At 41.9% G+C, this 21,955-nt stretch carries 18 protein-coding genes and 2 pseudogenes; 3 read left to right on the top strand and 17 right to left on the bottom strand.

The window, feature by feature from the left end:
* Positions 1 to 10 precede the first annotated feature (10 nt).
* The 16 genes and pseudogenes from I4V44_RS08580 to I4V44_RS18215 all read right to left on the bottom strand — a co-directional run.
* Positions 11 to 952, bottom strand: coding sequence for an SPFH domain-containing protein (locus I4V44_RS08580; RefSeq protein WP_008707794.1), 942 nt, complete (start codon positions 950 to 952; stop codon positions 11 to 13).
* A gap of 2 nt (positions 953 to 954) precedes the next feature.
* Entirely contained in the window at positions 955 to 1,389 is a 435-nt protein-coding gene (locus tag I4V44_RS08575) for an NfeD family protein (protein ID WP_008707795.1), read from the bottom strand.
* A gap of 20 nt (positions 1,390 to 1,409) precedes the next feature.
* Positions 1,410 to 2,183 carry a TrmH family RNA methyltransferase gene (locus I4V44_RS08570; RefSeq protein ID WP_008707796.1) on the bottom strand — a complete coding sequence of 258 codons (774 nt, stop codon included), beginning with the start codon at positions 2,181 to 2,183 and terminating at the stop codon, positions 1,410 to 1,412.
* A 9-nt stretch (positions 2,184 to 2,192) separates the two neighbouring features.
* On the bottom strand, positions 2,193 to 2,846 hold the full coding sequence (locus tag I4V44_RS08565) for a potassium channel family protein (protein ID WP_008707798.1): 654 nt from the start codon (positions 2,844 to 2,846) through the stop codon (positions 2,193 to 2,195).
* A gap of 74 nt (positions 2,847 to 2,920) precedes the next feature.
* Positions 2,921 to 4,315 (bottom strand): TrkH family potassium uptake protein, encoded by a 1,395-nt coding sequence (locus I4V44_RS08560; protein WP_020993322.1) that lies wholly within the window; start codon positions 4,313 to 4,315, stop codon positions 2,921 to 2,923.
* 3 nt (positions 4,316 to 4,318) lie between these two features.
* Positions 4,319 to 5,317, bottom strand: a complete 999-nt coding sequence (pfkA, locus tag I4V44_RS08555; RefSeq protein ID WP_020993323.1) for a 6-phosphofructokinase — start codon at positions 5,315 to 5,317, stop codon at positions 4,319 to 4,321.
* Between the two features lie 72 nt (positions 5,318 to 5,389).
* Positions 5,390 to 8,857, bottom strand: coding sequence for a DNA polymerase III subunit alpha (locus I4V44_RS08550; RefSeq protein WP_008707805.1), 3,468 nt, complete (start codon positions 8,855 to 8,857; stop codon positions 5,390 to 5,392).
* A 58-nt stretch (positions 8,858 to 8,915) separates the two neighbouring features.
* Positions 8,916 to 9,755: a CvfB family protein gene (locus tag I4V44_RS08545; protein ID WP_008707806.1), complete on the bottom strand. Its 840-nt coding sequence runs from the start codon at positions 9,753 to 9,755 to the stop codon at positions 8,916 to 8,918.
* Positions 9,756 to 9,989: 234 nt separating this feature from the next.
* A complete protein-coding gene (locus tag I4V44_RS08540) occupies positions 9,990 to 10,808 on the bottom strand; it encodes an alpha/beta hydrolase (protein ID WP_008707808.1) in 819 nt (272 codons plus the stop codon).
* Positions 10,798 to 12,024 carry a hypothetical protein gene (locus I4V44_RS08535; protein WP_020993324.1) on the bottom strand — a complete coding sequence of 409 codons (1,227 nt, stop codon included), beginning with the start codon at positions 12,022 to 12,024 and terminating at the stop codon, positions 10,798 to 10,800. The genes I4V44_RS08540 and I4V44_RS08535 overlap by 11 nt, the downstream gene beginning before the upstream one ends.
* A gap of 420 nt (positions 12,025 to 12,444) precedes the next feature.
* Positions 12,445 to 13,137 (bottom strand): L-ribulose-5-phosphate 4-epimerase, encoded by a 693-nt coding sequence (locus I4V44_RS08530; RefSeq protein ID WP_008707810.1) that lies wholly within the window; start codon positions 13,135 to 13,137, stop codon positions 12,445 to 12,447.
* 151 nt (positions 13,138 to 13,288) lie between these two features.
* Positions 13,289 to 14,119: a rhamnulose-1-phosphate aldolase gene (gene rhaD / locus I4V44_RS08525; protein WP_055060114.1), complete on the bottom strand. Its 831-nt coding sequence runs from the start codon at positions 14,117 to 14,119 to the stop codon at positions 13,289 to 13,291.
* A gap of 207 nt (positions 14,120 to 14,326) precedes the next feature.
* Complete coding sequence (locus I4V44_RS08520; protein ID WP_008707812.1) at positions 14,327 to 15,037, bottom strand: acyl-[acyl-carrier-protein] thioesterase; 711 nt, start codon at positions 15,035 to 15,037, stop codon at positions 14,327 to 14,329.
* A 145-nt stretch (positions 15,038 to 15,182) separates the two neighbouring features.
* Positions 15,183 to 17,858 (bottom strand): sensor histidine kinase, encoded by a 2,676-nt coding sequence (locus tag I4V44_RS08515; RefSeq protein WP_196002597.1) that lies wholly within the window; start codon positions 17,856 to 17,858, stop codon positions 15,183 to 15,185.
* A gap of 84 nt (positions 17,859 to 17,942) precedes the next feature.
* On the bottom strand, positions 17,943 to 18,638 hold the full coding sequence (locus I4V44_RS08510) for a response regulator transcription factor (RefSeq protein WP_020993326.1): 696 nt from the start codon (positions 18,636 to 18,638) through the stop codon (positions 17,943 to 17,945).
* 521 nt (positions 18,639 to 19,159) lie between these two features.
* Positions 19,160 to 19,297 (bottom strand): annotated as a pseudogene (locus I4V44_RS18215) (DUF6783 domain-containing protein); the annotation flags it as partial.
* Between I4V44_RS18215 and I4V44_RS18210 the strand changes: the two are divergent.
* The 3 genes and pseudogenes from I4V44_RS18210 (at position 19,235) to I4V44_RS08500 (ending at position 20,526) form a co-directional block, all read left to right on the top strand.
* Positions 19,235 to 19,402: pseudogene (locus I4V44_RS18210) on the top strand (DUF6783 domain-containing protein). The pseudogenes I4V44_RS18215 and I4V44_RS18210 sit on opposite strands and share 63 nt — an antisense overlap.
* Positions 19,403 to 19,455: 53 nt before the next feature.
* Positions 19,456 to 20,100 (top strand): phosphoribosyltransferase, encoded by a 645-nt coding sequence (locus I4V44_RS08505; protein WP_008707815.1) that lies wholly within the window; start codon positions 19,456 to 19,458, stop codon positions 20,098 to 20,100.
* A gap of 63 nt (positions 20,101 to 20,163) precedes the next feature.
* Entirely contained in the window at positions 20,164 to 20,526 is a 363-nt protein-coding gene (locus I4V44_RS08500; protein WP_020993327.1) for an alanine:cation symporter family protein, read from the top strand.
* Positions 20,527 to 20,643: 117 nt separating this feature from the next.
* On the opposite strand, the gene I4V44_RS08495 is transcribed toward I4V44_RS08500, so the two are convergent.
* Complete coding sequence (locus I4V44_RS08495; RefSeq protein ID WP_008707817.1) at positions 20,644 to 21,918, bottom strand: AGE family epimerase/isomerase; 1,275 nt, start codon at positions 21,916 to 21,918, stop codon at positions 20,644 to 20,646.
* Positions 21,919 to 21,955 lie beyond the last annotated feature (37 nt).

The raw sequence follows: 21,955 nt of genomic DNA, 5'->3' as shown, positions 1-21,955 counted from the left end.
TTCTCTTTTGTTATTTGTCTGTCTCCGCTTTCGGATCAGTGACGATCTCTTTCAGCGAACTTGCCAGACCTGCGATTCCCTGAATATCCGACGGAATAATGATCTTGGTTGCCTTACCGTCTGCTGCCCTGGCAAATGCTTCCAGACTCTTCAGTGTCAGAACTGCCTCATCTGCTCCTGCCTCTCTGATCATGCGGATACCCTCTGCATTGGCATTCTGAACTTTCAGAACTGCCTCAGCCTGTCCTTCTGCCTCCTTGATCATACGCTCTTTCTGAGCCTCTGCGCGGAGGATTGCTGCCTGTTTCTCAGCTTCTGCATCCAGAATTGCGGATTGCTTCTTACCTTCTGCAACAAGGATCGTAGATTTCTTCTGACCTTCTGCGATCAGGATTGCTTCACGACGTTCACGCTCAGCTTTCATCTGTTTCTCCATTGCATCCTGGATAGCTGCCGGAGGAATAATGTTCTTCAGTTCCACACGATTGACCTTGATTCCCCATGGATCAGTAGCTTCATCAAGAGAAGCTCTCATCTTAGTATTGATCGTCTCACGTGATGTAAGTGTCTCATCCAGTTCCATGTCACCGATAATATTTCTTAAGGTTGTTGCGGACAGATTCTCGATTGCCATGATCGGATTCTCCACACCGTAAGTATAAAGCTTCGGATCTGTGATCTGAAAGAATACGACAGTATCAATCTGCATGGTTACGTTATCCTTTGTGATAACCGGCTGCGGTGGAAAATCCACTACCTGTTCCTTCAGATTTACCTTTCTGGCTACTCGTTCAATAAACGGAACCTTGAAATGAATTCCTGTACTCCAGGTCGCCTGATAAGCTCCCAGACGCTCCAGGATTACTGCATATGCCTGTGGTACAATGCGGACGCAGGATGCAAGGACCCATACCGCAATAACGATAATAACTATCAGAAAAACCACGCCCATAACTAATCCTCCTTATTCTGTTTTACGATAAGTTTCACACCTCGGATCTCTTCGATCGTTACAACGGTGCCTTCGCCGATTTTTTCGTCATCAGCAGAACGTGCAGTCCATTCAATGTCATTGATACGAACCTGGCCTGTCTGCGCCAGATTGTCAATCTCCTGAATCACAACTGCTTTCTTTCCAATCAGACTGTTTGCATTGGTCTGTATGGTTTCTTTGTTGAAGTACTTCATTGCCAGTGGTCTGGTAAAGATGAGAAGTACCAATGAAACACACAGAAACAGCAATATCTGTACAGTGAGGTTCGCTCCTGCATAACATGCAATAGCAGCGACCAGTGCGCCGCCGGCAAACCAGATGGTGGTCAGTCCTGCCGTAATTGCCTCTACAACAAGCAATAACGCAAGAATCCCAAGCCAGATCAAAGGCTGCATGAAACTCCTCCTTTCGTCTGCTATCGTCTCTGACGAGCAGCTTCATACATGAGAATTCCGGATGCCATGGCAGCATTCAGAGATTCTACTTTTCCACACATAGGAATCCGTATCAGACAATCAGCACTGTCTGCCGCTTCATCTGTCAGTCCTTTTCCCTCATTGCCGATCAGGAAAGCAGTTCCTCCTGTGTAGGATTCCTGATCATAAGAGTTCTTACCATGCAGATGCGCCGCAAATGTGCGGATATTTCTGTCTTTCAGTTCCTGTGCTAATGATACCACACTTTCCACATATAGGAAAGGCATTCTGTAGACAGAACCCATGGTTGATCGTATAACCTTCGGGTTTGTGATATCCACGCAGGTCTTTGTCAGAAGAACTCCGCTTACTCCGGCACCCTCTCCTGTACGGAGAATAGTTCCCGCATTTCCCGGATCCTGCAGATCTTCCAGAATCATAACCAGCGGATTTTCCCCGCCGAGAATATCTTCCATTATATAGGAAGGTTTCTTAAGCACTGTCATAATTCCCTGCGGCGTCTGCGTATCGCTCATCTGTCGAAAAACAGAATCTGTTACTATTTCATATGGAAGTTTCTCCACCTGAGCCATCAGTTCTGCATCACCGCTGAGAGCTTCTGATACATACACCTTCGAAATCCAATCCCTAGGTGCTTCGCCGAACATTTTTCTTCCTTCTGCAACAAAAAGCCCTTGTTCTCTGCGGGCTTTTGTTTTCTGGTTCAGCTGTATGATATTTTTTACCTGTCCGTTATTTACACTGGTGATCATATCTTATCCTCAATTTTCCGAAACCTTATTCAGGTCACTGTTTGCTCCTGCTGCAACAACTGTGCAGTCTGCCGGAAACACTTCATCCGGCGCCACATTCATATTCATCTTATCGCCATGCTTCAGACCGATCAGATTGATGTTATACTTTTCCCTGACCTTCAGCTCCCGAAGTGTTTTTCCTATCCATTCCCGCGGAATCTTAAATTCTGCCATACTGAAATCAGAAGAAAGCTCAAACATATCGACAAATCCACTGGAGAGAAGATTTCTTGCAACTCTGATACCCATGGAATGTTCAGGATAAATCACCTTATCTGCCCCTATTTTCTCCAGTATCCTGCCATGAAGAGAATTCATTGCCTTCGCCATGACAAAAGGAACTCCAAGTTCTTTCACCTGCATCGTTGCTGTAATACTGGCCTCCATATTCTCGGCTACTGCGATGACCGCAACATCTACGTTCTGAACTCCAAACGATTCCAGAATTCCCGGATCACGCACATCTGCCTTGACAGCATAGGAAACTTTCTCTGCGATATCCTGCACATTATCATCTTTATCGTCAATGGCAAGTACATCGCAGTTCGCCTCTGCCAGAGTAAGGGCTACCGTCATCCCGAACTGCCCAAGACCGATCACTGCATAAGATTTGTTCTTCATTTTCTTCCTCATTTCTCTTTCTGAACATGTATTCGTTATCCTCTGCGAATATCCGCCTGACTGCCGAACCGTTACTATCCAATCATAATATCTTCTTCTGCCAGATGTGAATCTGCCGGCATTTTCTGTACACGTACAGTCACTGCAGTTCCCAGAGTCAGCGGACCGATTCTTCCCAGATACATAGTCAGGATCACGATCCATTTGCCTGCTGTATTCAGGCAGGGTGTCAGCCCTCTGCTAAGTCCTACCGTTGCAACCGCAGATGTAATTTCATAAACAACATCTTCTATAGGTGCTTCCGGCATGGCTGCACACAACAGCATACTCATGAGAATAAGTACTGTAAGTACCATACCTGTCACTACGATTGCAGAACGTATATAGCTGTCTCTGATTCTCCTGTGGTGTACTTCCACATCCCGTTTTCCCTGAAGATTGGATTTCAGACTCAGCAGAAGGACCGCAACTGTTGTTGTCTTAATTCCACCTGCTGTTCCCATAGGGGAACCGCCGATCAACATCAATACCAGGCACAGCATATAAGTTGCATTGGAAAATCTCTCCTGGCTTACAGTGAAAAATCCAGCTGTTCTTGTGGTAACTGACTGGAACAAAGATGCCATCCACTTCGTTCCCGGCGAATATGTCCCAATACTTTCCGGATTTCCATGATCAAACAGAAAGATCAGTACTGTACCGCCCACAACAAGTATCAGCGTCATCATCAACACGATCTTACTGTGAAGACGGAGATTTTTAAATATACGTCCCACAGGAAGTTTCCCTCTGATGACTCGTTTGATCTTATCCCAGATATCCCACCAGACCACAAATCCAAGTCCTGACATAATGATCAGTCCTACACTTGTAAAGTTTACGATCGGATCAGCAACATACTGAGCCAGGCTGTCCTCTCCCAGCAGATCAATACCAGCATTACAGAATGCAGATACTGCCGTAAAAACAGAGTATCCCAGACCTTTTGCCAGACCGAACTGCGGAATAAATCGAACTGCATAACACACTGCACCGATTCCTTCTGCTCCAAACACACAGATCAGAACTTTCTTCACCAGCCTGACCATCCCACCCATTCTATCCATATTATAGGACTCCTGGATAACACGCCGGTTCCTCAGCGATATTTTCTTTCTCAGACTTATAAAAATAATACTGCCCAGGGAAATCAGTCCCACACCTCCGATCTGGATCAGGACAAGAATAATAATCTTGCCTGCCAGAGTCCAGTGAGTTGCCGTAACAACTGTCACAAGCCCTGTTACACATATACTTGTGGTTGCGGTAAACATGGCATCTGTAAAAGATGTGTGGTATCCGGGTGCCGTACAAAACGGCAGCCACAGAAGTAATCCCCCTAAGATAATCACTCCCGCAAAACCGAGGGTAATTATCTGAGCAGTATTTAATTTATGCAGTCTGTTATATAACTGCATCTTTTTATTCATTTGTTATTTGTTGTTTTTATCATAGTTATGAGAAAGTGACTGGCATACTTCCCACTGATAGTCAGAGATACCCTTCTGCATAGCAAGTGCTTCATTGATATCGAAGTCTACGAATTCACCGTGACGATATCCGACAACGCGGCATGTCTTGCCTGCAATAAGAAGGTCTACAGCCAGAGCACCCATCATAGATGCATATACACGGTCTTTACATGTCGGGCTTCCACCACGCTGCATGTGTCCAAGGATTGTAGCACGTGTTTCGATACCTGTGGCAGCTTCGATACGTTTTGCCATTGCTTCAGAATGACCGATACCTTCTGCATTGATGATGATGTGATGCTTTTTGCCTTTCTTACGACTCTCGATAATGTTATTGATCAGCTTCTGCTCATCATAGTCATATTTTTCAGGAACCAGAACGTCCTCAGCACCGTTGGCAATACCGCACCACAGAGCAATATATCCTGCACCACGTCCCATAACCTCGATGATACTGCATCTCTCATGAGAAGTGGAAGTATCACGTACTTTATCAATTGCTTCCATTGCTGTGTTTACAGCTGTATCAAATCCGATGGTATATTCTGTACATGCAATGTCAAGGTCGATTGTTCCGGGAAGACCGATTGTATTGATTCCGAGATTCGCAAGCTTCTGAGCACCTGCGAAGGATCCGTCACCACCGATGACAACAAGTCCGTCAATTCCATGTTTTCTGCAGATCTCTGCTCCACGTTTCTGGCCTTCTTCTGTACGGAATTCTGCACAACGTGCTGTATAAAGGATTGTACCTCCACGTTCGATTGTATCAGATACATCTTTTGCGCTCATGTCAATAATCTCTTCGTTTAACAGACCATTATATCCTTTCAGAATACCTTTTACATTTAATCCATTGCTTAAACCTCTTCTGACAACTGCACGAATTGCAGCATTCATTCCAGGTGCGTCACCACCGCTGGTAAGGACACCAATGGTTTTTATCTTGTTTTCTGCCATCTTTTCTTCCTCCATCTTCTGAATCTATCTCATTTTTACTATACACATATTCGGGTATAGTTTAGCGCATTTCTATAAGTTTTTCAATCCTCTTTCTACAACTTTAACATTGGTTTTACCATATTTTTCGTACATATAGTTCAGCCATGAGTCCTGAATTTGTGCATGATATCCAACCGGAAGCTTCTTTATGGCCTTTACGTCTTTCAGGTAGATCACAACAGCACTGTCACCCGGTGAACGTCTGAGGTCTGCAAGCAGTTCCTGAGATTGCTGTGTGTAGCTTTCTTTATTGTCAAACTGTATCCAGATTTCCCTTGGCATATTGTCAAAGGGACGGATTTTTTCAAGGATCAGTTTACTAGCGCGATCGTCCTCTGCAGATACTCTGCCCTGAATAAATACTCTGCCTTCTTCATTCAGGAACTGCTGACTTTTCTCATAATCTCTGGGGAACACAACTACCTCCACTGTTCCTACCAGATCCTCCACTGTGAGGAATGCCATAACCTTATTATTCTTTGTATATTTGATGGTTTTATCCGTAATCATTCCACCGATAATTACTTTCTGACCATCCATGACTTTCGGAAGATTTGTTTCTTCATCCTGCTGAAAATCAGAGGTTTTCGCAGAAATGGTTTTCTCCATCATTCCCCGGTAATTTTCCAGAGGATGACCACTGAGGTAGATTCCCAGAACTTCCTTCTCATATCCCAGAAGTTCCTCTTTTCCGAATTCCTCCACATCGGGCATACGGATTTCAAATTCTTTTTTGTCCTCCTCGCTTACCAGATCAAAAAGGCTCATCTGGCCTGCCAGTGAATTCTTCTTATCCTGACTGATACTGTCTGAAATCTTCTGATAAACCAGCATTTTCTGGCGGCGGTTACCATCCAGGCAATCCAGTGCACCTGCTTTGATAAAGTTTTCTACTGCTCGCTTATTCATCTGCGGAGAGTTTCGTTCCATAAAATCCTTCAGGGAACGATATTGTCCGTTCTCTTCCCTCTCTCTTACCAGGCTTTCAATAACCGGACGTCCCACACTCTTTATAGCGGACAGACCATATCGGATCGCACCGTTATCTACAGAGAATCCATACATTCCACAATTCACATCCGGCGGCAGGATCTTAATCCCCATCTGTCTGCAGACCAGAATATATTCTGCAACCTTATTGGGAAAATCAATAACCGATGTCATTAATGCGGCCATAAATTCCACAGGATAGTAATATTTCAGATATGCAGTCTGATAGGAAACAACTGCATAGGCTGCTGCATGGGACTTATTAAAAGCATATTTGGCGAAATCAATCATTTCATCATAGATTTTATTTGCCGTTGCCTCATCAATTCCATTTGCAATACAGCCTGGAACTCCCTCTGCTTCATTTCCGTAAACAAAGTTCTGGCGCTCCTTTTCCATGACAGAGGCCTTCTTTTTGGACATTGCACGGCGCACCAGGTCGCTTCGGCCCAGAGTATAACCTGCCAGGTTACGAACGATCTGCATAACCTGTTCCTGATAGACAATACACCCATAAGTAGGCTTCAGGATCGGCTCCAGCTGAGGGCAGTCGTAACGGATGGTATCCGGACGGTTTTTGCCCCGGATATACTGAGGGATAAAATCCATGGGGCCCGGGCGGTAAAGAGAAATTCCTGCGATCACATCTTCCAGACTCTGAGGCTTCAGTTCCTTCATGAAATTTTTCATTCCCGCACTTTCAAGCTGAAATACACCATCAGAACGACCGGTGCCGAGGGAATCCAAAACCTTTTTATCATCATAATTAATCTTCTGCATGTCCAGAGTCACTCCTGCATCCTTCTGGATCAGCTTTACTGCATTCTGGATCACAGTCAGAGTACGAAGTCCCAGGAAGTCCATTTTTAAAAGTCCCAATTCTTCCAGTGTTGTCATGGTAAACTGAGTGACAATAGACCCGTCTGATGCTCTGGAAAGCGGTACATATTCTGATACGTCCTTCTGGCTGATAACAACACCTGCCGCATGCATGGAGGTATGTCTGGGAAGTCCCTCCAGACGTCTTGCCATATCGATCAGATAATGAATTTCATCCTGCTCTTCATATGCTTTTTTCAGCTCAGGGTTCATAGTAAGGGCTTTATCTATAGTAATATTTAATTCCTGCGGGATCATTTTCGCAATGGAATCCACCTGTGCATAAGGCATATCCAGTACACGGCCCACATCCCGGATCACACCACGGGCTGCCAGCGTACCAAAAGTAACAATCTGAACCACACAATCATCCCCATATTTACGGCGGACATATTCAATAACCTCCTGCCTTCTTTCGAAGCAGAAGTCAACGTCAATATCAGGCATAGATACTCGTTCCGGATTCAGAAATCGCTCAAAGAGCAGATCATAGCGAATAGGATCAAGCTGTGTGATGCCCAAGGTATAAGCAACCAGACTTCCCGCTGCAGAGCCACGTCCCGGTCCTACCATAATGTCATGATCGCGGGCATATTTAATAAAATCCCATACTATAAGGAAGTAATCCACGTAGCCCATATTTTTTATAGTAGATAATTCGTAATTCAGACGAGCTTTTAATTCCTCTGTAACCGGCTGATAACGTTCCTCCAGTCCCTCGAAGCATAGCTTGTTCAGATATTCCCAGGATGTAAGACCATCCGGCACATCGAATCTTGGAAGCTTGGTCACGCCAAATTCAATCTCAACATGACATCTCTGTGCAATCTTATGAGTATTCTCCAGGGCCTCCAAAGCATATGGGAAAAGTTCTGCCATTTCTTCCGGGGATTTCACATAATACTGGCCGCCCTCATAACGCATTCTGTCCTCGTCTGCCAGTTTCTTGTTTGTCTGCAGACAGAGAAGAATATCATGAGGATCAGCATCCTCCGCCCTTGTATAATGCACATCATTGGTTGCCACAAGGTCAATCCCTGTTTCTTCGTGCATACGGAGAAGCTCCTGATTTACCAGTCTCTGCGCAGGGATTCCATGATCCTGTAATTCCAGGAAGAAATTCCCTTTGCCAAAAATATCCTGATAACGAAGAGCTGCTGCCTTTGCATCTTCGTACATTCCTCTCTGAAGATACCTGGCCACTTCACCTGCAAGGCAGGCACTTAAGGCAATAATCCCTTCATGGTACTCTTTTAATACCGCAAGATCTACTCGCGGTTTATAATAGAATCCTTCTGTAAAACCCTTGGACACAATTTTCATCAGATTTGCATAACCCTGATTATTCTCTGCCAGAAGAACCAGGTGGTAATATCTGTCTTCGCCGCTTCCTGCTTCACGGTCAAATCGGGAGCCGGGGGCTACATAAACCTCACATCCCAGAATCGGATTGATTCCCTCGGCTCTTGCTGCACGATAAAAATCAATCACACCATACATAACTCCATGATCTGTGATCGCCGCACTGTCCATGCCAAGTTCTTTGACACGGGCTACATATTCTTTTATCTTATTGGAACCATCCAGCAGACTGTATTCTGTATGGACGTGAAGATGTGTAAACTCCAACTCTATTTCTCTCCTGTTCTAATATCTGCAATTTTATCGCAGTATATTTTTACTGTTATTATTTCGCGTAGATTCTCTTGTCCTTAATCTCTACTTTGCCTTCTTTCATCAGATGACCAATAGCACGTTTAAACGCTCCCTTACTCAGGCCGAATTCTCTCTGGATTACTTCCGGTGATGCCTTGTCATCAAATGGAAGAACACCTGCAAACTCATTGATCACTTCAAGGACATTCTCCGCATCCTCATTGATCTGCAGGTATGCCTTCTGGCGGTCTGTGACATTCATTTTTCCGTCTTCTTTTACTTCGCTGACACGCAGCTCCAGAATCTTGCCCGGACGGTATTTTCCCTTGGCTTCTCTTGCAGGGATCAGTGCAGAATATTTATCATCAACTGCCACAAATACACCGAATCTGTCGCTGATCTCATAAACACGACCTTTCACCATATCTCCCACTACATAAGGAGTTCTGGTGGAAAGATAATGATAAACCTTCATAGTTGCGCAGAGACGACTGCTCTTGTCAATATAGAGTGCTACCAGCACATCTTCTCCCTCTCTTACTTTCAGAGTCTGCTCATGATATGGAAGCAGAAGGTCTTTCTCCAGTCCCCAGTCAAGGAATGCACCAATCCTTGTTACCTGAGAGACTTTCAGAACTGCTGTCTGACCTACCTGAAGCTTCGGTTCTTTTGTTGTTGCAATAAGACGATCCTGAGAATCCTTGTAGATAAATGCTTCAATGCTGTCGCCTTCCTTTGTTCCTTCCGGAACCTGTCTGGACGGAAGAAGAACACGGTTCTTTGCATCTGCCTGCATATCCTCACCCAGATATACACCAAAATCTACGGACTTCACTACTGTTAATTTCTGTTTTTTTCCTAACTCTATCATATAATCTCCATTTCTGTTGTGATAGTATCTTTTTAAAAAAATTAAAAATATACTATACTGTCATCATCCTCTGACATTAGCTTTATATTTCAGTATAACATAAATAATAAAGGCGGCACAATGCCGCCTTATTATTTTTTATTATCTTATTTTACGTTACTGTTCACTATAGATCAGGATGTATTTTATTCCAATTCAATTTCACATACACTCAGACAGATTCTTTATCGTGTATTATATATTCTGCATCCACTTGCATGCCAGTTCTATCCAGGACTGGCATTCTTTCTGTACACAGCCGCCGTCTTCGTTGCTTGTCTCTTCGTTTGCAAGACTTAAACCATGTCCGCCAACCGGATAAAGATGCATTTCTACCGGAATTTCAAATTTGCGCAACGCATTGAAGAACAACAGAGAATTCTCTACAGGAACACAATCATCTGTCACTGTATGCCACAGGAATGTGGTTGGTGTATCTTTAGATACCTGGAATTCCAGAGACTGTTCTTTTCTCTTATCAAGATCATTATAATCCTCTCCAAGCAAGCATTCAAAGGAACCTGTATGTGCAAACTCACCGGAAGTGATCACCGGATAACTTAAGATCATACCATTTGGTTTCACCATATCAGAAGTTACCCCAAGTGTCTGTGCAATAAAATCTTTCTTCCAGAAAACGCCAAGACTTGCTGCCAGATGACCACCTGCGGAAAAGCCCTGCAGAACAATTTTATTCGTATCAATATGAAACTCTGCAGCATTTTTTCTTAAAAAAGCAACAGACTTCGCAAGCTGCAAGAGTGCCAGTGGATATCTGGCAGGTTCTACGCTATAGCGCAGGATCACTGCATGATATCCCCTTACCAGATACTGCATGGCGATCGGTTCTGCTTCTCTGTCAGAAGTCATAGCATACCCGCCTCCCGGGCAGATCACAACTACCGGACGCTTTCTGTTGATATGCATTTCAATGGAATTATCCAGAAAATAAGTGTATAAATCTGCAGTTTCTTTATATCCGTCTACTGCAATTTCAATCTTCTTATAAATCATAAGTTCCTCCTGTATATTTCATCATTTTTTCCATTTCTACTCCCCATTCCGCTAATTTTTGGGGAATATTTACAGCTACTTTTCTCAGTTTTGTTTTGCCATCCTTTGCTGCCAGACGCTTATATAAATGTATATTTCCATCTGCATCAAGAACAATATAAAAACACTCTAAAATATGACCTGATCCTACAATTTCCCGTGTTGTATATATATATCCTGCTTTATTCTTTTTTCTTTTAGAAAAAACAATCCCTCTGCTTCTCCTGTCTCGGAAACTTGGAAAATAATCTTCACGTATAATTTCAAGTTCTTCCCATTTATACATTTTTTTGAAAAACAGATACGATATTTTGCAGCCTTCTTTACTTAATGTTACGACTTTTGAAGAGAAAAACAATAATGGTGCATCAATCAAAAACTCAAGAATCAATATTGGAATTCTTTCTCCCTCTTCAGCAGACAGCCCTGTCCAAATAAGCAGTACCGTAATAAGTATTACCATGGTTATCTGCAAAAAATATCTGATCTTTATTACTTCTTGCTGATATTCTTTTAAATTTGTACAGTCTGCTCCTTTGCTTTGAATTTTTTTTCTTTGTTGCCTCCTCAATTCTATCATTTCATCATATTGTCTTTGTTTTTCTTCTTCTTTTATTCCCTCTCCTTTTTCTGCCTCCACTCCCCATTCCTTCATTTTTTCACGAACATTTACGTACATTTTTCTAATAACTTGCTTTTTTCCTTTTTCTAATTTATAAGAAAAAACATTGCCATGTTCATCAAAAGTAATGTAAAAACAATCTGAAAGCGGAAACGCATCAACGATCATCCTGGTAGTATATTTCTTTTTCTTCTTATTTACTGCATATTTGGAAAATACAATCCCCTGATAACGTATGCTCCCTCCCTTACCATATGTATACCAGACATCCTCTCTGATAACAGCAAGCTCTTCCCATTTATAATTTCTCTTCCAAAACAGCCAGGATACCGTACAGCCTTCTCTGCTCAGCACAACAGTTCTCATATAATACAAGATTAACAGCAACATTAATATTTCCACACTAAAAATTATAAATTCATATCCCTCTGTTCTTATTTCCTTTCTTTCCAGGAAAATCATCAGAATTCCTATGCCGAATACAAACGCTGATATAAATAATATCAGTATTATATGTGGATCTAATACTCTTATTTTTTCCTGCTGCTCTTTCATATGCATTTCCTCCGGTTGTCTGAAATCCTTACTGTTACTATTCCGGTATATCAACCTAATTTCTTGCATTTTCTTATGAGTTCATTATAAGGTAAATATATGTAATTGTTAAGGTGCAAAATAAAATGTTGCTGTCCCGTTTACTGCAAATTAAACGAACCATACAATATTAAAGTTCAGCTGTTATTATCTTTCAAGGATCATGACATCTTTTTCATTCATGCTAACGGTCTGCCCTGAAACGTTCTCCTCCTTCGATAAAGTTGCAGAAAATTGCCCGGACTTTCTGCAATATGGCAGAAGAATTTTCCTTGTTTCTTCTGCTACAAAAAATCTCCCGGATAAGAGAAGCGCTTACTCTTATCCGGGAGATTTTTTATATCTTTAACAAATTCATATCTTTTATTTTCAGATCAGCAATTATTTATTTCCCTGTCCATAATATGCATTTGCACCATGTTTTCTGAAGTAGTGCTTATCCTGCAGATCCTGTGGTGCAGGTTTTACCTGTGGATTGATCAGCTCACAGCGGGATGCCATCTTGGCAACTTCCTCAAGAACAACTGCATTATGTACTGCTTCATGAGCATCCTTGCCCCATGCAAATGGTCCATGGTTTTTGCAAAGTACTGCAGGTACTGCTTCATAATCTTTGTCCTTAAACAGGTCTACGATCAGAAGTCCTGTATTTTTCTCATATTCTTCAAATTCTTTGCCTTCCAGACAGCGTGCACATGGAACCTCACCATAAATATAATCTGCATGTGTGGTTCCATAACATGGGATTGCTCTTCCGGCCTGTGCCCAGCTTGTTGCCCATGAAGAATGTGTATGTACAACTCCTCCGATATTCGGGAATGCTTTGTACAGTTCTACATGAGTTGCTGTATCAGAAGATGGATTATATTTTCCTTCTACCTTATTTCCATTCAGGTCTACAACAACCATATCATCCGGTGTCAGCAGATCATAATCAACTCCACTTGGTTTGATGACAAAAAGTCCTGATTCTCTGTCGATTCCGCTTACATTTCCCCATGTAAATGTAACAAGTCCGTATTTTGGAAGATCCATGTTTGCTTTGTAAACTTCCTCTTTTAATTTCTCCAGCATGATTCGTACCTCTCCTTTTGCTTTTCAGATATTCTTTTACAACAGCTTTCAGATGTTCCGGCTTTTTTCTGCATATCCCACCCGGAAAATCTCTTAATATCTGTATTATAGCACTTGTACGGTACATGTACCAACTTGTATGTTGATTATTTTACTGTTTCTCATACAAAAACTCTTCAGGCAGACTTACCTTGAAATCTTTTGCAAGTGAACGGAAATTGTCCGGTGTAATAGTCTGAAGTTTATTTGGAGTCATAGAAAGAATCTTCACCAGGATCTCTGCAGATTTTTCTACCGTATGGAGCAGACCAAATGTCAGGTCAAAATCTTCACCTGAGCAGAACATTCCATGATGTGCCCAGATAACAACATCATATTTCTTCATTAATTCTGCTGTTTTTATGGCAATTTCTCTTCCACCCGGTACCATCCAGCCGACAACACCTACGCCGTCCGGGAATACAACCGGACACTCTGTAGCAGATTCCCATAACTCTCTTGTAAAGATCTTATCATCCAGTGGCAGAACAAATGTCAGAGCAATTGTATTTGTCGTATGTGCATGATAAATAACACGATGTTTTCCGTTTGTCAGTTTCTTCTTCACTTCATGATTCATCAGATGAGTCGGAAGCTCACTGGTAGGTCTGCCGCCCTCAACCAGGCCCCAGCGGATTCTGTAATTTGTTCCTGTCTCATCCAGTTCAATGATCGCAAGACATACTTCCGGATCCACGATAATATTTCTGAAATATTTACCGCTTCCCGTTACAAGGAAAAACTCTCCTGCTAATCCCGGAACCTCTACCCCGATCGGTATCCATTCTCCAGTTGCATTCAGACGGGGACGAATCATCTCTACTTCCTCCGGTTTCAGACGATAGCTTAAGTTTCCGCCATTTCTCTCATGCCATCCCTGAAGATAACCGTCATTTGCCATTTTGATAAATCCCTGTACAAATTTAGATTCCAGAATTTTCATAATATATATCTCCTCCGCTTTTTGTGGTTTTATGTTGTTTGTTTTTAACAATATATTGTTTCTTGTTGTTTATGAATGTATTATATATTGTTTCTTGTTGTTTGTAAATAATTTATTCAAAAAATCTCTCACAAAACCACACATCAATTCCGAAATATCTTTGTCAATTCTGTCCTGCTATTCATCCTGTTCAGAAGATTTTTACCGTTATTTTTGCTGAAATTCTATAATTGCGTATGCTTTTCCGTCTGTATCATCAAGCGATACAATCACCTTTCCTGTTTCTGCTTTTGCTTTCGGGCAGATTATATCTCCAAGTTTTGCCTGCATCTTATACTCTGCACGCATCTGGTATACTTTGAAATCTTCCGGCAGGAAATCTTCTGCCATACAGATATACTGACAGTTGTTTACATGATGATTAGTGTCAAGATGATGCTTCTGCACTGTGAATGATTCCTGTGAAGTCATGTCATCCGGAAGTTTGATTTTCCTCGGTGCATAATCCATTTCCAGCTTTTCGCCGAGTATGTAATTGTCTGTATCTGCAGGTGTCAATCTCACCGGAATCCCTGTACTGATGGCCAGATGTGTCCAGTTGGAGTTCGCCCAGGCAAGCTTCTTCCCATCCATTGTTTCTATGGTGAAATTACGCATACCCATGAATCCTTTGAAATCATAAGGTGCTGTCGTGATCCTGATTTCCGTTCCCATAGCAGGATATTCATCCACAATTACCTGCCAGGAAGAAAGAACCCACGCTCTGTCTCTTGCCTTCAGCACGTCTCCTCCAAGCCCGACCGACTCCGCATGAAATGTACAGCAATCCTGAAAATAATTCAAAACACCCGGTAATGTCAGTTTGCCGTTCTCACCTGTCTCACTGTATCTGACTCTGCTGTTAAAACTGTAATTCATTTTTTATGTCCCCTTTTCTTATGTCGCTATGATTTTTTAATATACTTCTTTTCTATTATTATAACAAGCCAAAAGTATAAGGCATAAAACAGTTTTTTATAAACTGTTTTATGCCTTATCTTTGTTCTACCTTATATCACTTACTTCAATTCTTTGCCGCAAATGTGATCATCACCTTAAACAGATCCCCATCCAGGTATAGCTTAAACTCACCTCCCTGCAGCTCTGTCAGGCTCTTTGCGATAGAGAGTCCCAGTCCGCTTCCTTCTGTATTTCTCGCCACATCTCCTCTGATAAACCGTTCTGTCAGTTCATCCGCAGAGATATTCAAAGGCTGTGCTGAAATATTTTTCAGGGAAAAGGTTACTTTTTTATTTCTGTTGCTGATCTCTGCGTAAACTCTGGTGCCCTCCATTGCGTACTTCACAACATTGCCGAATACGTTTTCCAGAACACGCCACATTCTCTGGCCGTCTGCGTAAATAATGGACGGTTCGTCTGTGAAATGTACCATCATAGTCAGGTTCTTCTCCTGGAATTTCTCTTCAAATTCTCCGATCACCTGCTGCACCATTTCCACAAAATCAATATCATTCATCTCCAGTTTGATGTTTCCGGTGCTTGCCTTGGATGCCTCTACCACATCCTCTGTGAGCACCTTCAGTCTCTGGGATTTCTCATCCAGGATGCGAAGATATTCCTGTATTTTCGGATCTGTCGGGTTCTCACGTTTCATCAAATCTACATAATTAATAATGGAAGTCAAAGGTGTTTTCAGATCATGGGAAACATTTGTGATCAGCTCTGTCTGCATTCTTTCCTTTTTCAGGCTGTTCTCCACAGCAGCATCCAGACCACTGCCAATATTGTTAATATATTCTGCCATCACCTTCTGTTTTCCTGTAAGTGTATCTGTTTTGATCTTATATTGCAGTTCTCCATCGCTTATTTTCTTCAGACCATCCATAATAAGATCCAGCCCATCCGCTTTTCTGATGATAAAAATCACCGCAGCCGCATCTACGATCAGTAATATTATCAGGAATACTCCTGCACCTGTGAATCCGCAACCAATGATCAGGAACTGCAAGAATAAAAATGCTCCTCCCACAAGCAGAACTTTTATTTTTTCTGCTGTATTTCTGGAAAAAGCTCTGGCAAAATCGGAAAGCTTCCCACTGCATTTTCCAATCCATTTCAGAACTGTTCTAATCAGACTGTTTTTCCATAAGGTTCCTGCTTTTATTCTTCTTACCAGACTGAGATATCCGATCAGGAACCATGCCATTGTATAAGTCCCACATATGAGACAGGTAACAATCACTGTCACCACTGCATGACTGTAACCCAATGATGAGTTGGCGATCAACGTTCCCGATATGATCGTTCCTGCCAGCCATATACCGATCACTGCTCCTGCCGCAATTTCTGTATACCATCTGTCAAATCCATTCAGATGGATTTCTTCATCCTTCGGTTTCCTTCCTGCTGTCACAGTCAGCCACACCATACCGATCAGCCAGAGCACACTTCCGAAGATTGCTCCTGCCAGCATCGGAAACATAAGCTTTGAATATGTCTCATAGTTCTCTGCCTCATCAGCCATGGAATCTGCCACAGAAAATTTCGTATCAACCGAAACTGCAAACACAAAATCCTTTGTGTCAAAGCTCTGATCAATGGTATGATTCCACACCTGCAGATCTGCATCCGGAATATTTGTAACACACTCACTTAATTCCGGGTAAACAACTGCATATGCTTTTTCCTTAAATATTTTCTCAAGGTTCTGCTCCAGCTGTGAATAGCTGCTGTATGCTTTTCTGTTTGTATAGATTGTCTTTTTCTCTTTATCTGCGAAAAGATATGTGAGATTGGTACTCCCTTCCTCATAGTCTCCGGACGTATGGTATACAGACGTAAGTGATATGGCACAGTCACTGACATTTATATCATCCTGAACAGTTCTGATACAGTCCACAACCTTGGCCAGTTCACTATAGGCATCCTCAAGTTTTCCATTCCATTCCGTACTGGAATTGACTGCATCCGGAAGACTTTCCGCACCCTGAGGTTTAAATTCCTCTGTAAAACACCATATCTCCTGCAAATAAAATTCCGGATATTCTGTATTATGTTCTTTGTCTGTAATACTACCCAGACTTCGGCTATCCGAATCGCTCCAGTAGCCCAGTTCAATGGCCGCATCTATTTTCTGTTTCTCTGTTTTTTCTGCAAATTTTGTCTCATAGGAATCATCATACTCTTCCATGATATCCTGATCATAATTAACCTTTAACAACCCATCTGTCACCAGTTTTTTAAAATCATTTAAATTAAAATAATGACTGCTTCCATCCGAGGTCTTACACTGGATAAACTGTCCTATATCGCCAAAGCTTCCTCCATCATCATATCTCTCTCCAACTCCTGCCCAGTCCTGCGCCCACTCCAGCAGATCTTTTACCGAATATGCCACGCCAGATGTATTCTTAAAAGAAAGCTCCCTCAACGAATCACGGTTGATTTCCTTTTCCTTAAATTCTGCCAGATCAATCACTGCCGATGAACCTGCATTTGTAAGGTAATTTATATCCTCTTTTGCTGACAGACTTTCCAGAATATCCGTACCTCTGGAATTCAGACGCTCCCTGAATCCCTCTGACTGAATGTAACTTTTCCCTCTGTCATCCAGACGGATTCCCGTCTGATAAATCATTACAAAAAATGCTGCACATATCACAGCTGCCACAGCCGCCAGATGTACGATCACGATCCAGACCGCCTTGGCAACATTGCTCCTGTATCCTTTTCCCTTCATAATTTTGTCCCTTTCCTTTGCATTCGCTCCGTTACTTGATTTAGGTCAAGCAGATAAAATCATTCGCTTCGCTACTTGATTCGGTTAAATTTTTTCAATTTTATACCCAAGTCCCCACACAACCTTCAGGTATCTTGGCTCCCTTGGATTAATCTCAATTTTTTCTCTGATATGCCGGATATGCACTGCCACTGTATTATCTGCTGCAACTGCTTCCTCATTCCAGATGTTTTCGTAGATCTGATTAATGGAAAATACCCTTCCCTGATTCTTCATCAGAAGAAACAGGATATTGTACTCAATGGGTGTCAGCTTCACCACATCACCGTCCACCCTGACTTCCTTCAGGTCATCGTTTATGCTCAGACCTCCTGTCTCGTAGATATGAGCATTCTCCACAGGTATTGCTGCTCCCAGCCTTGTATATCTTCGAAGCTGTGATTTCACCCTTGCCACCAGTTCCAGGGGATTAAAGGGCTTGGTTACATAATCATCTGCCCCTACATTTAATCCAAGGATCTTATCTGCATCCTCTGATTTCGCAGAAAGAATAATGATCGGAAGAGGATTCTCTTCCCTTATCTTCAAAGTAGTCCGGATGCCATCCAGCTTCGGCATCATAATATCTATGATCAGCAGATCCACCGGCTGACTGCGCAATACGTTAATCGCCTCCACACCGTCATAGGCTTTTATGACCGTATACCCTTCCTGCTCCAGATAAATACCGATTGCCTCTACAATGTCTTTATCGTCATCACAAACAAGAATATTCGCCACTTTATACACCTCCCTCATCATCCGAAATGCCAGTCTGAAATCTCTCATGTACAGACACCCCGGCTTCTTATTTTGTATTTCTGATATTAGAATAATCGAAGCTTCTTAATATGAAAGGGACAAATTCTTAAGATTTTCTTATGATTATTCACTTTTCGCAGTCAAAATATCAGGCTGTTAATCTGTCACTTTTATCAGGTTCCTATTTTCATCCAATTCTTCTATTCGTTCTGCTGTATACATTTTTTATCTCATCTTTTCTCTTTTTCTGACAGTCAATAATAGACTGAAAATCATTATATCATTTCACATATATTACTTCTATAGAATATTCTCTTCTGTTTCCCATTTCCACACCCATCACTGTTTATTCCATTCTCCATAACTCACAACCAATCTATAGCAACCCTCGTAAATAATACTTCCATCAACGCACCAGGGGATCATCGTTATATGTTTTTTGGTATTTTATTAACAATCTTCATACATATCGCATAATTTTTTATTGATTTTGTACAATATTATTTATTTTTCGGCAAAACAATGCTACAATGTTTTACAAGATTAGAGCGTGTCTGAAAAAGGCTTTCTGCAAGATGTGCGTTACAATTTGTGGTATATTTTGCCCGGATGAGGGCGCCGTAGCGGGCTACGGCAACTGAATTCGGGTGAAATATCCCGCAAAGTGGGGCGTGCAGATTGCGGGAATGATTTTTCAGACACACTCTAGTGTACTGATTTATAACTGTTCAATGGTCTGCTAACCGCAAAGCTACTGAACAGTTACACGTTTTTTTTCAACGAGGGAGGTATTCTTATGAATCTGGAAAACATGACAAAAATCTACGCCCGTGGTGACAGCCGCATTCAGCTGAAGGTAATTCCCGGACATTTCGTCACATCTCAGTCACATATCACTCACTATCTGGATCTTACAACTATGAAATCCAGAACTGCCGAAGCACAGAATATTGCTCACGAACTGGCTGCTAATTATGAAGTATCTACTCCTGTTGATACCATTATCTGTATGGACGGACTGGAAGTAATTGGCGCATATCTTTCTGAAGAACTTACCAAAGCCGGCATTTTTTCCCTGAATGCTCATCAGACGATCTACGTGATTACTCCTGAATCCAGCAATTCCGGACAGATTATCTTCCGTGATAATTTTCAGCCAATGATCAAGGGCAAAAATGTACTGATCCTCAATGGTTCGATTACCACAGGCTCTACTTTGTCCAAAGCAATCGAGAGCATTCTGTATTACGGAGGCACTATCAGAGGTATCGCAGCCATATTCAGCAGAGTAGACAGCGTGGCTTCTCTCCCTGTATATTCTATTTTTAACACCAAAGATATACCGGACTATCATTCCTATTCATCTACAAAATGTCCAATGTGTCAGAGGCAGCAAAAAATCGATGCCATTGTCAGCAGCTACGGATATTCAGCTCTGTAAATCTTCGAAGTATTTTATAAAGAAATTGTTACCAGAATTGATGACTTTGTCTGGGGACCGGTGATGCTGATCCTGTTGGTCGGAACCGGTATCTTCCTGACTGTGCGCACCAGATTTCTTACATGGCGTAACCTTGGCTATGCACTGAAAAGCACACTCAGCAAGGAAGCCCGCACCAAGAGCCGCGGACAGGGAGATGTATCACCTTTTTCCGCACTGACAACCTCACTGGCAGCCACCATCGGTACCGGAAATATCGTCGGTGTTGCCACAGCCATGGTTTCCGGTGGTCCCGGAGCTCTGGTATGGAACTTCTCCGATATCGCCAACGCACTGATGGCTATCCCGAACCTGATCTGCATGCTCCTGTTAAGCGGCGAGATTGCCAAAGATGTAAAAGAATTCCAGCCGGAGATTAAAAAATAATTACCCACATCATTCTTTTTATCATCCTGAAGTAAAATGCAGCCAGAACCTTGTTCCGTCAGGTTCTGGCTGCATTTTACAGAAATCTTGTACGCCGGGTACAAATAAACACTTACTTTATTGATGGCATACTTCCATATACTGTTTTACATCTGAAGCAATTGATATATATGGTGTTCCATATGGGATCCAGGTTGACTGAAAAGCATGATATACATCTGATTTTCCCGGCCATACTGTTCCTATCACATTATTATTTTCATCTAACTGATGAAACCAGGAACCATTTTTATGATCCAATACCTTATCATCCAGATATCTCATAAACTCTTCATAATCTTTTGCATATTTCTGCTTATGAGTTATATGCCATAAGACTGCTGATGTATTGATTGCCTCTGCCAATGTCCAATGCATTCTGTCATGAACAACAGGTTTTCCATCCCAGTCAGTCGTATACACAATTCCAGGATTTCCATCCACATTCCAGGAATCTTCAACTGCTCTGTTGTAGAGTTTCTCTGCAGCTTTTAAATATACTTCTGCAGAATCAGGGGTATCTTTATAAGAAGAATATGCCCACTGCACGATCAATCTGGCCCACTCAATTCCATGGCCCGGTGTTGCTCCATAAGGTTTAAAACGATCAGCAGGACATTCTTTATTGCAATCAAGATCAGCTTTCCATTCCTTTGTAAAATGTTCAGGTATTCTCCAGTCATTTGCGCTTGCCCATCCAATAACATGATCTATAATTCTTCCTGCACGTATTCTGTACTTTTCTTCTTTTATTGCATCTGCTACTGCCAGAAACGCTTCTACTGTATGCATATTTGCGTTAAGACCGCGATAATCATCAAGAACTGTAAATTCTGTATTCCAGGTATCATAAGTAAGTCCCTGTTTTTCATCCCAGAACCGTTTATCAAATAATTCCAATGCATCTTTAAGCAGAGTTTCTGCATTTTTTTCTCCTGCCAGCAAAGCAGAAGAAGCAGCCAGAAGAACAAATGCATGAGCATAACACTGTTTATCTGGCAGGAATTTATTATCCGGTGTAATTCCCGGATACCATCCTCCATTTTCACAATCTTTCAGTTCTTCCAGTAATCCATGTACAGCACCATGGACCAGTGCTGGACTTTCTTTATCCCCAAGCATGATTCCCATACTATATACATGGACCATACGGCATGTGATCCATGTTTCTCTGTTTCTGTCTTTCCATGGTGTTCCATCATCCCCAAGGAAATAAGCACTTCCTCCCGGTGATAAAAATCCTTTTCCAAAATTTAAAAGATTTTTCTGCAATTCACCTAAGAACATTTTATTTTCTTCTGTATCTATCTGATATTTTTTACCCGAATTTTCCATCTTAATCTTACCTTTCACTTCCAAAAAATTTCAGTTTCTCTTATAGCACAAAAAA

Origin of the sequence: Blautia sp. 1001283B150304_161114_C9, from assembly GCF_015668165.1 — a bacterium.
In the GTDB taxonomy this organism is placed as follows: domain Bacteria; phylum Bacillota; class Clostridia; order Lachnospirales; family Lachnospiraceae; genus Blautia_A; species Blautia_A wexlerae.
This window is presented reverse-complemented; position numbering and strand designations above follow the sequence as displayed.

Coding starts and splice junctions, on each gene's coding strand:
- I4V44_RS08565 (WP_008707798.1), bottom strand. CDS start 2,846: ATGAAGAACAAATCTTATGCAGTGATCGGTCTTGGGCAGTTCGGGATG.
- I4V44_RS08505 (WP_008707815.1), top strand. CDS start 19,456: ATGAATCTGGAAAACATGACAAAAATCTACGCCCGTGGTGACAGCCGC.
- I4V44_RS08540 (WP_008707808.1), bottom strand. CDS start 10,808: ATGATTTATAAGAAGATTGAAATTGCAGTAGACGGATATAAAGAAACT.
- I4V44_RS08570 (WP_008707796.1), bottom strand. CDS start 2,183: ATGATCACCAGTGTAAATAACGGACAGGTAAAAAATATCATACAGCTG.
- I4V44_RS08580 (WP_008707794.1), bottom strand. CDS start 952: ATGGGCGTGGTTTTTCTGATAGTTATTATCGTTATTGCGGTATGGGTC.
- I4V44_RS08535 (WP_020993324.1), bottom strand. CDS start 12,024: ATGAAAGAGCAGCAGGAAAAAATAAGAGTATTAGATCCACATATAATA.
- I4V44_RS08560 (WP_020993322.1), bottom strand. CDS start 4,315: ATGAATAAAAAGATGCAGTTATATAACAGACTGCATAAATTAAATACT.
- I4V44_RS08520 (WP_008707812.1), bottom strand. CDS start 15,037: ATGAATTACAGTTTTAACAGCAGAGTCAGATACAGTGAGACAGGTGAG.
- pfkA (WP_020993323.1), bottom strand. CDS start 5,317: ATGGCAGAAAACAAGATAAAAACCATTGGTGTCCTTACCAGCGGTGGT.
- I4V44_RS08530 (WP_008707810.1), bottom strand. CDS start 13,137: ATGCTGGAGAAATTAAAAGAGGAAGTTTACAAAGCAAACATGGATCTT.
- I4V44_RS08515 (WP_196002597.1), bottom strand. CDS start 17,858: ATGAAGGGAAAAGGATACAGGAGCAATGTTGCCAAGGCGGTCTGGATC.
- I4V44_RS08545 (WP_008707806.1), bottom strand. CDS start 9,755: ATGATAGAGTTAGGAAAAAAACAGAAATTAACAGTAGTGAAGTCCGTA.
- rhaD (WP_055060114.1), bottom strand. CDS start 14,119: ATGAAAATTCTGGAATCTAAATTTGTACAGGGATTTATCAAAATGGCA.
- I4V44_RS08575 (WP_008707795.1), bottom strand. CDS start 1,389: ATGCAGCCTTTGATCTGGCTTGGGATTCTTGCGTTATTGCTTGTTGTA.
- I4V44_RS08500 (WP_020993327.1), top strand. CDS start 20,164: ATGCTGATCCTGTTGGTCGGAACCGGTATCTTCCTGACTGTGCGCACC.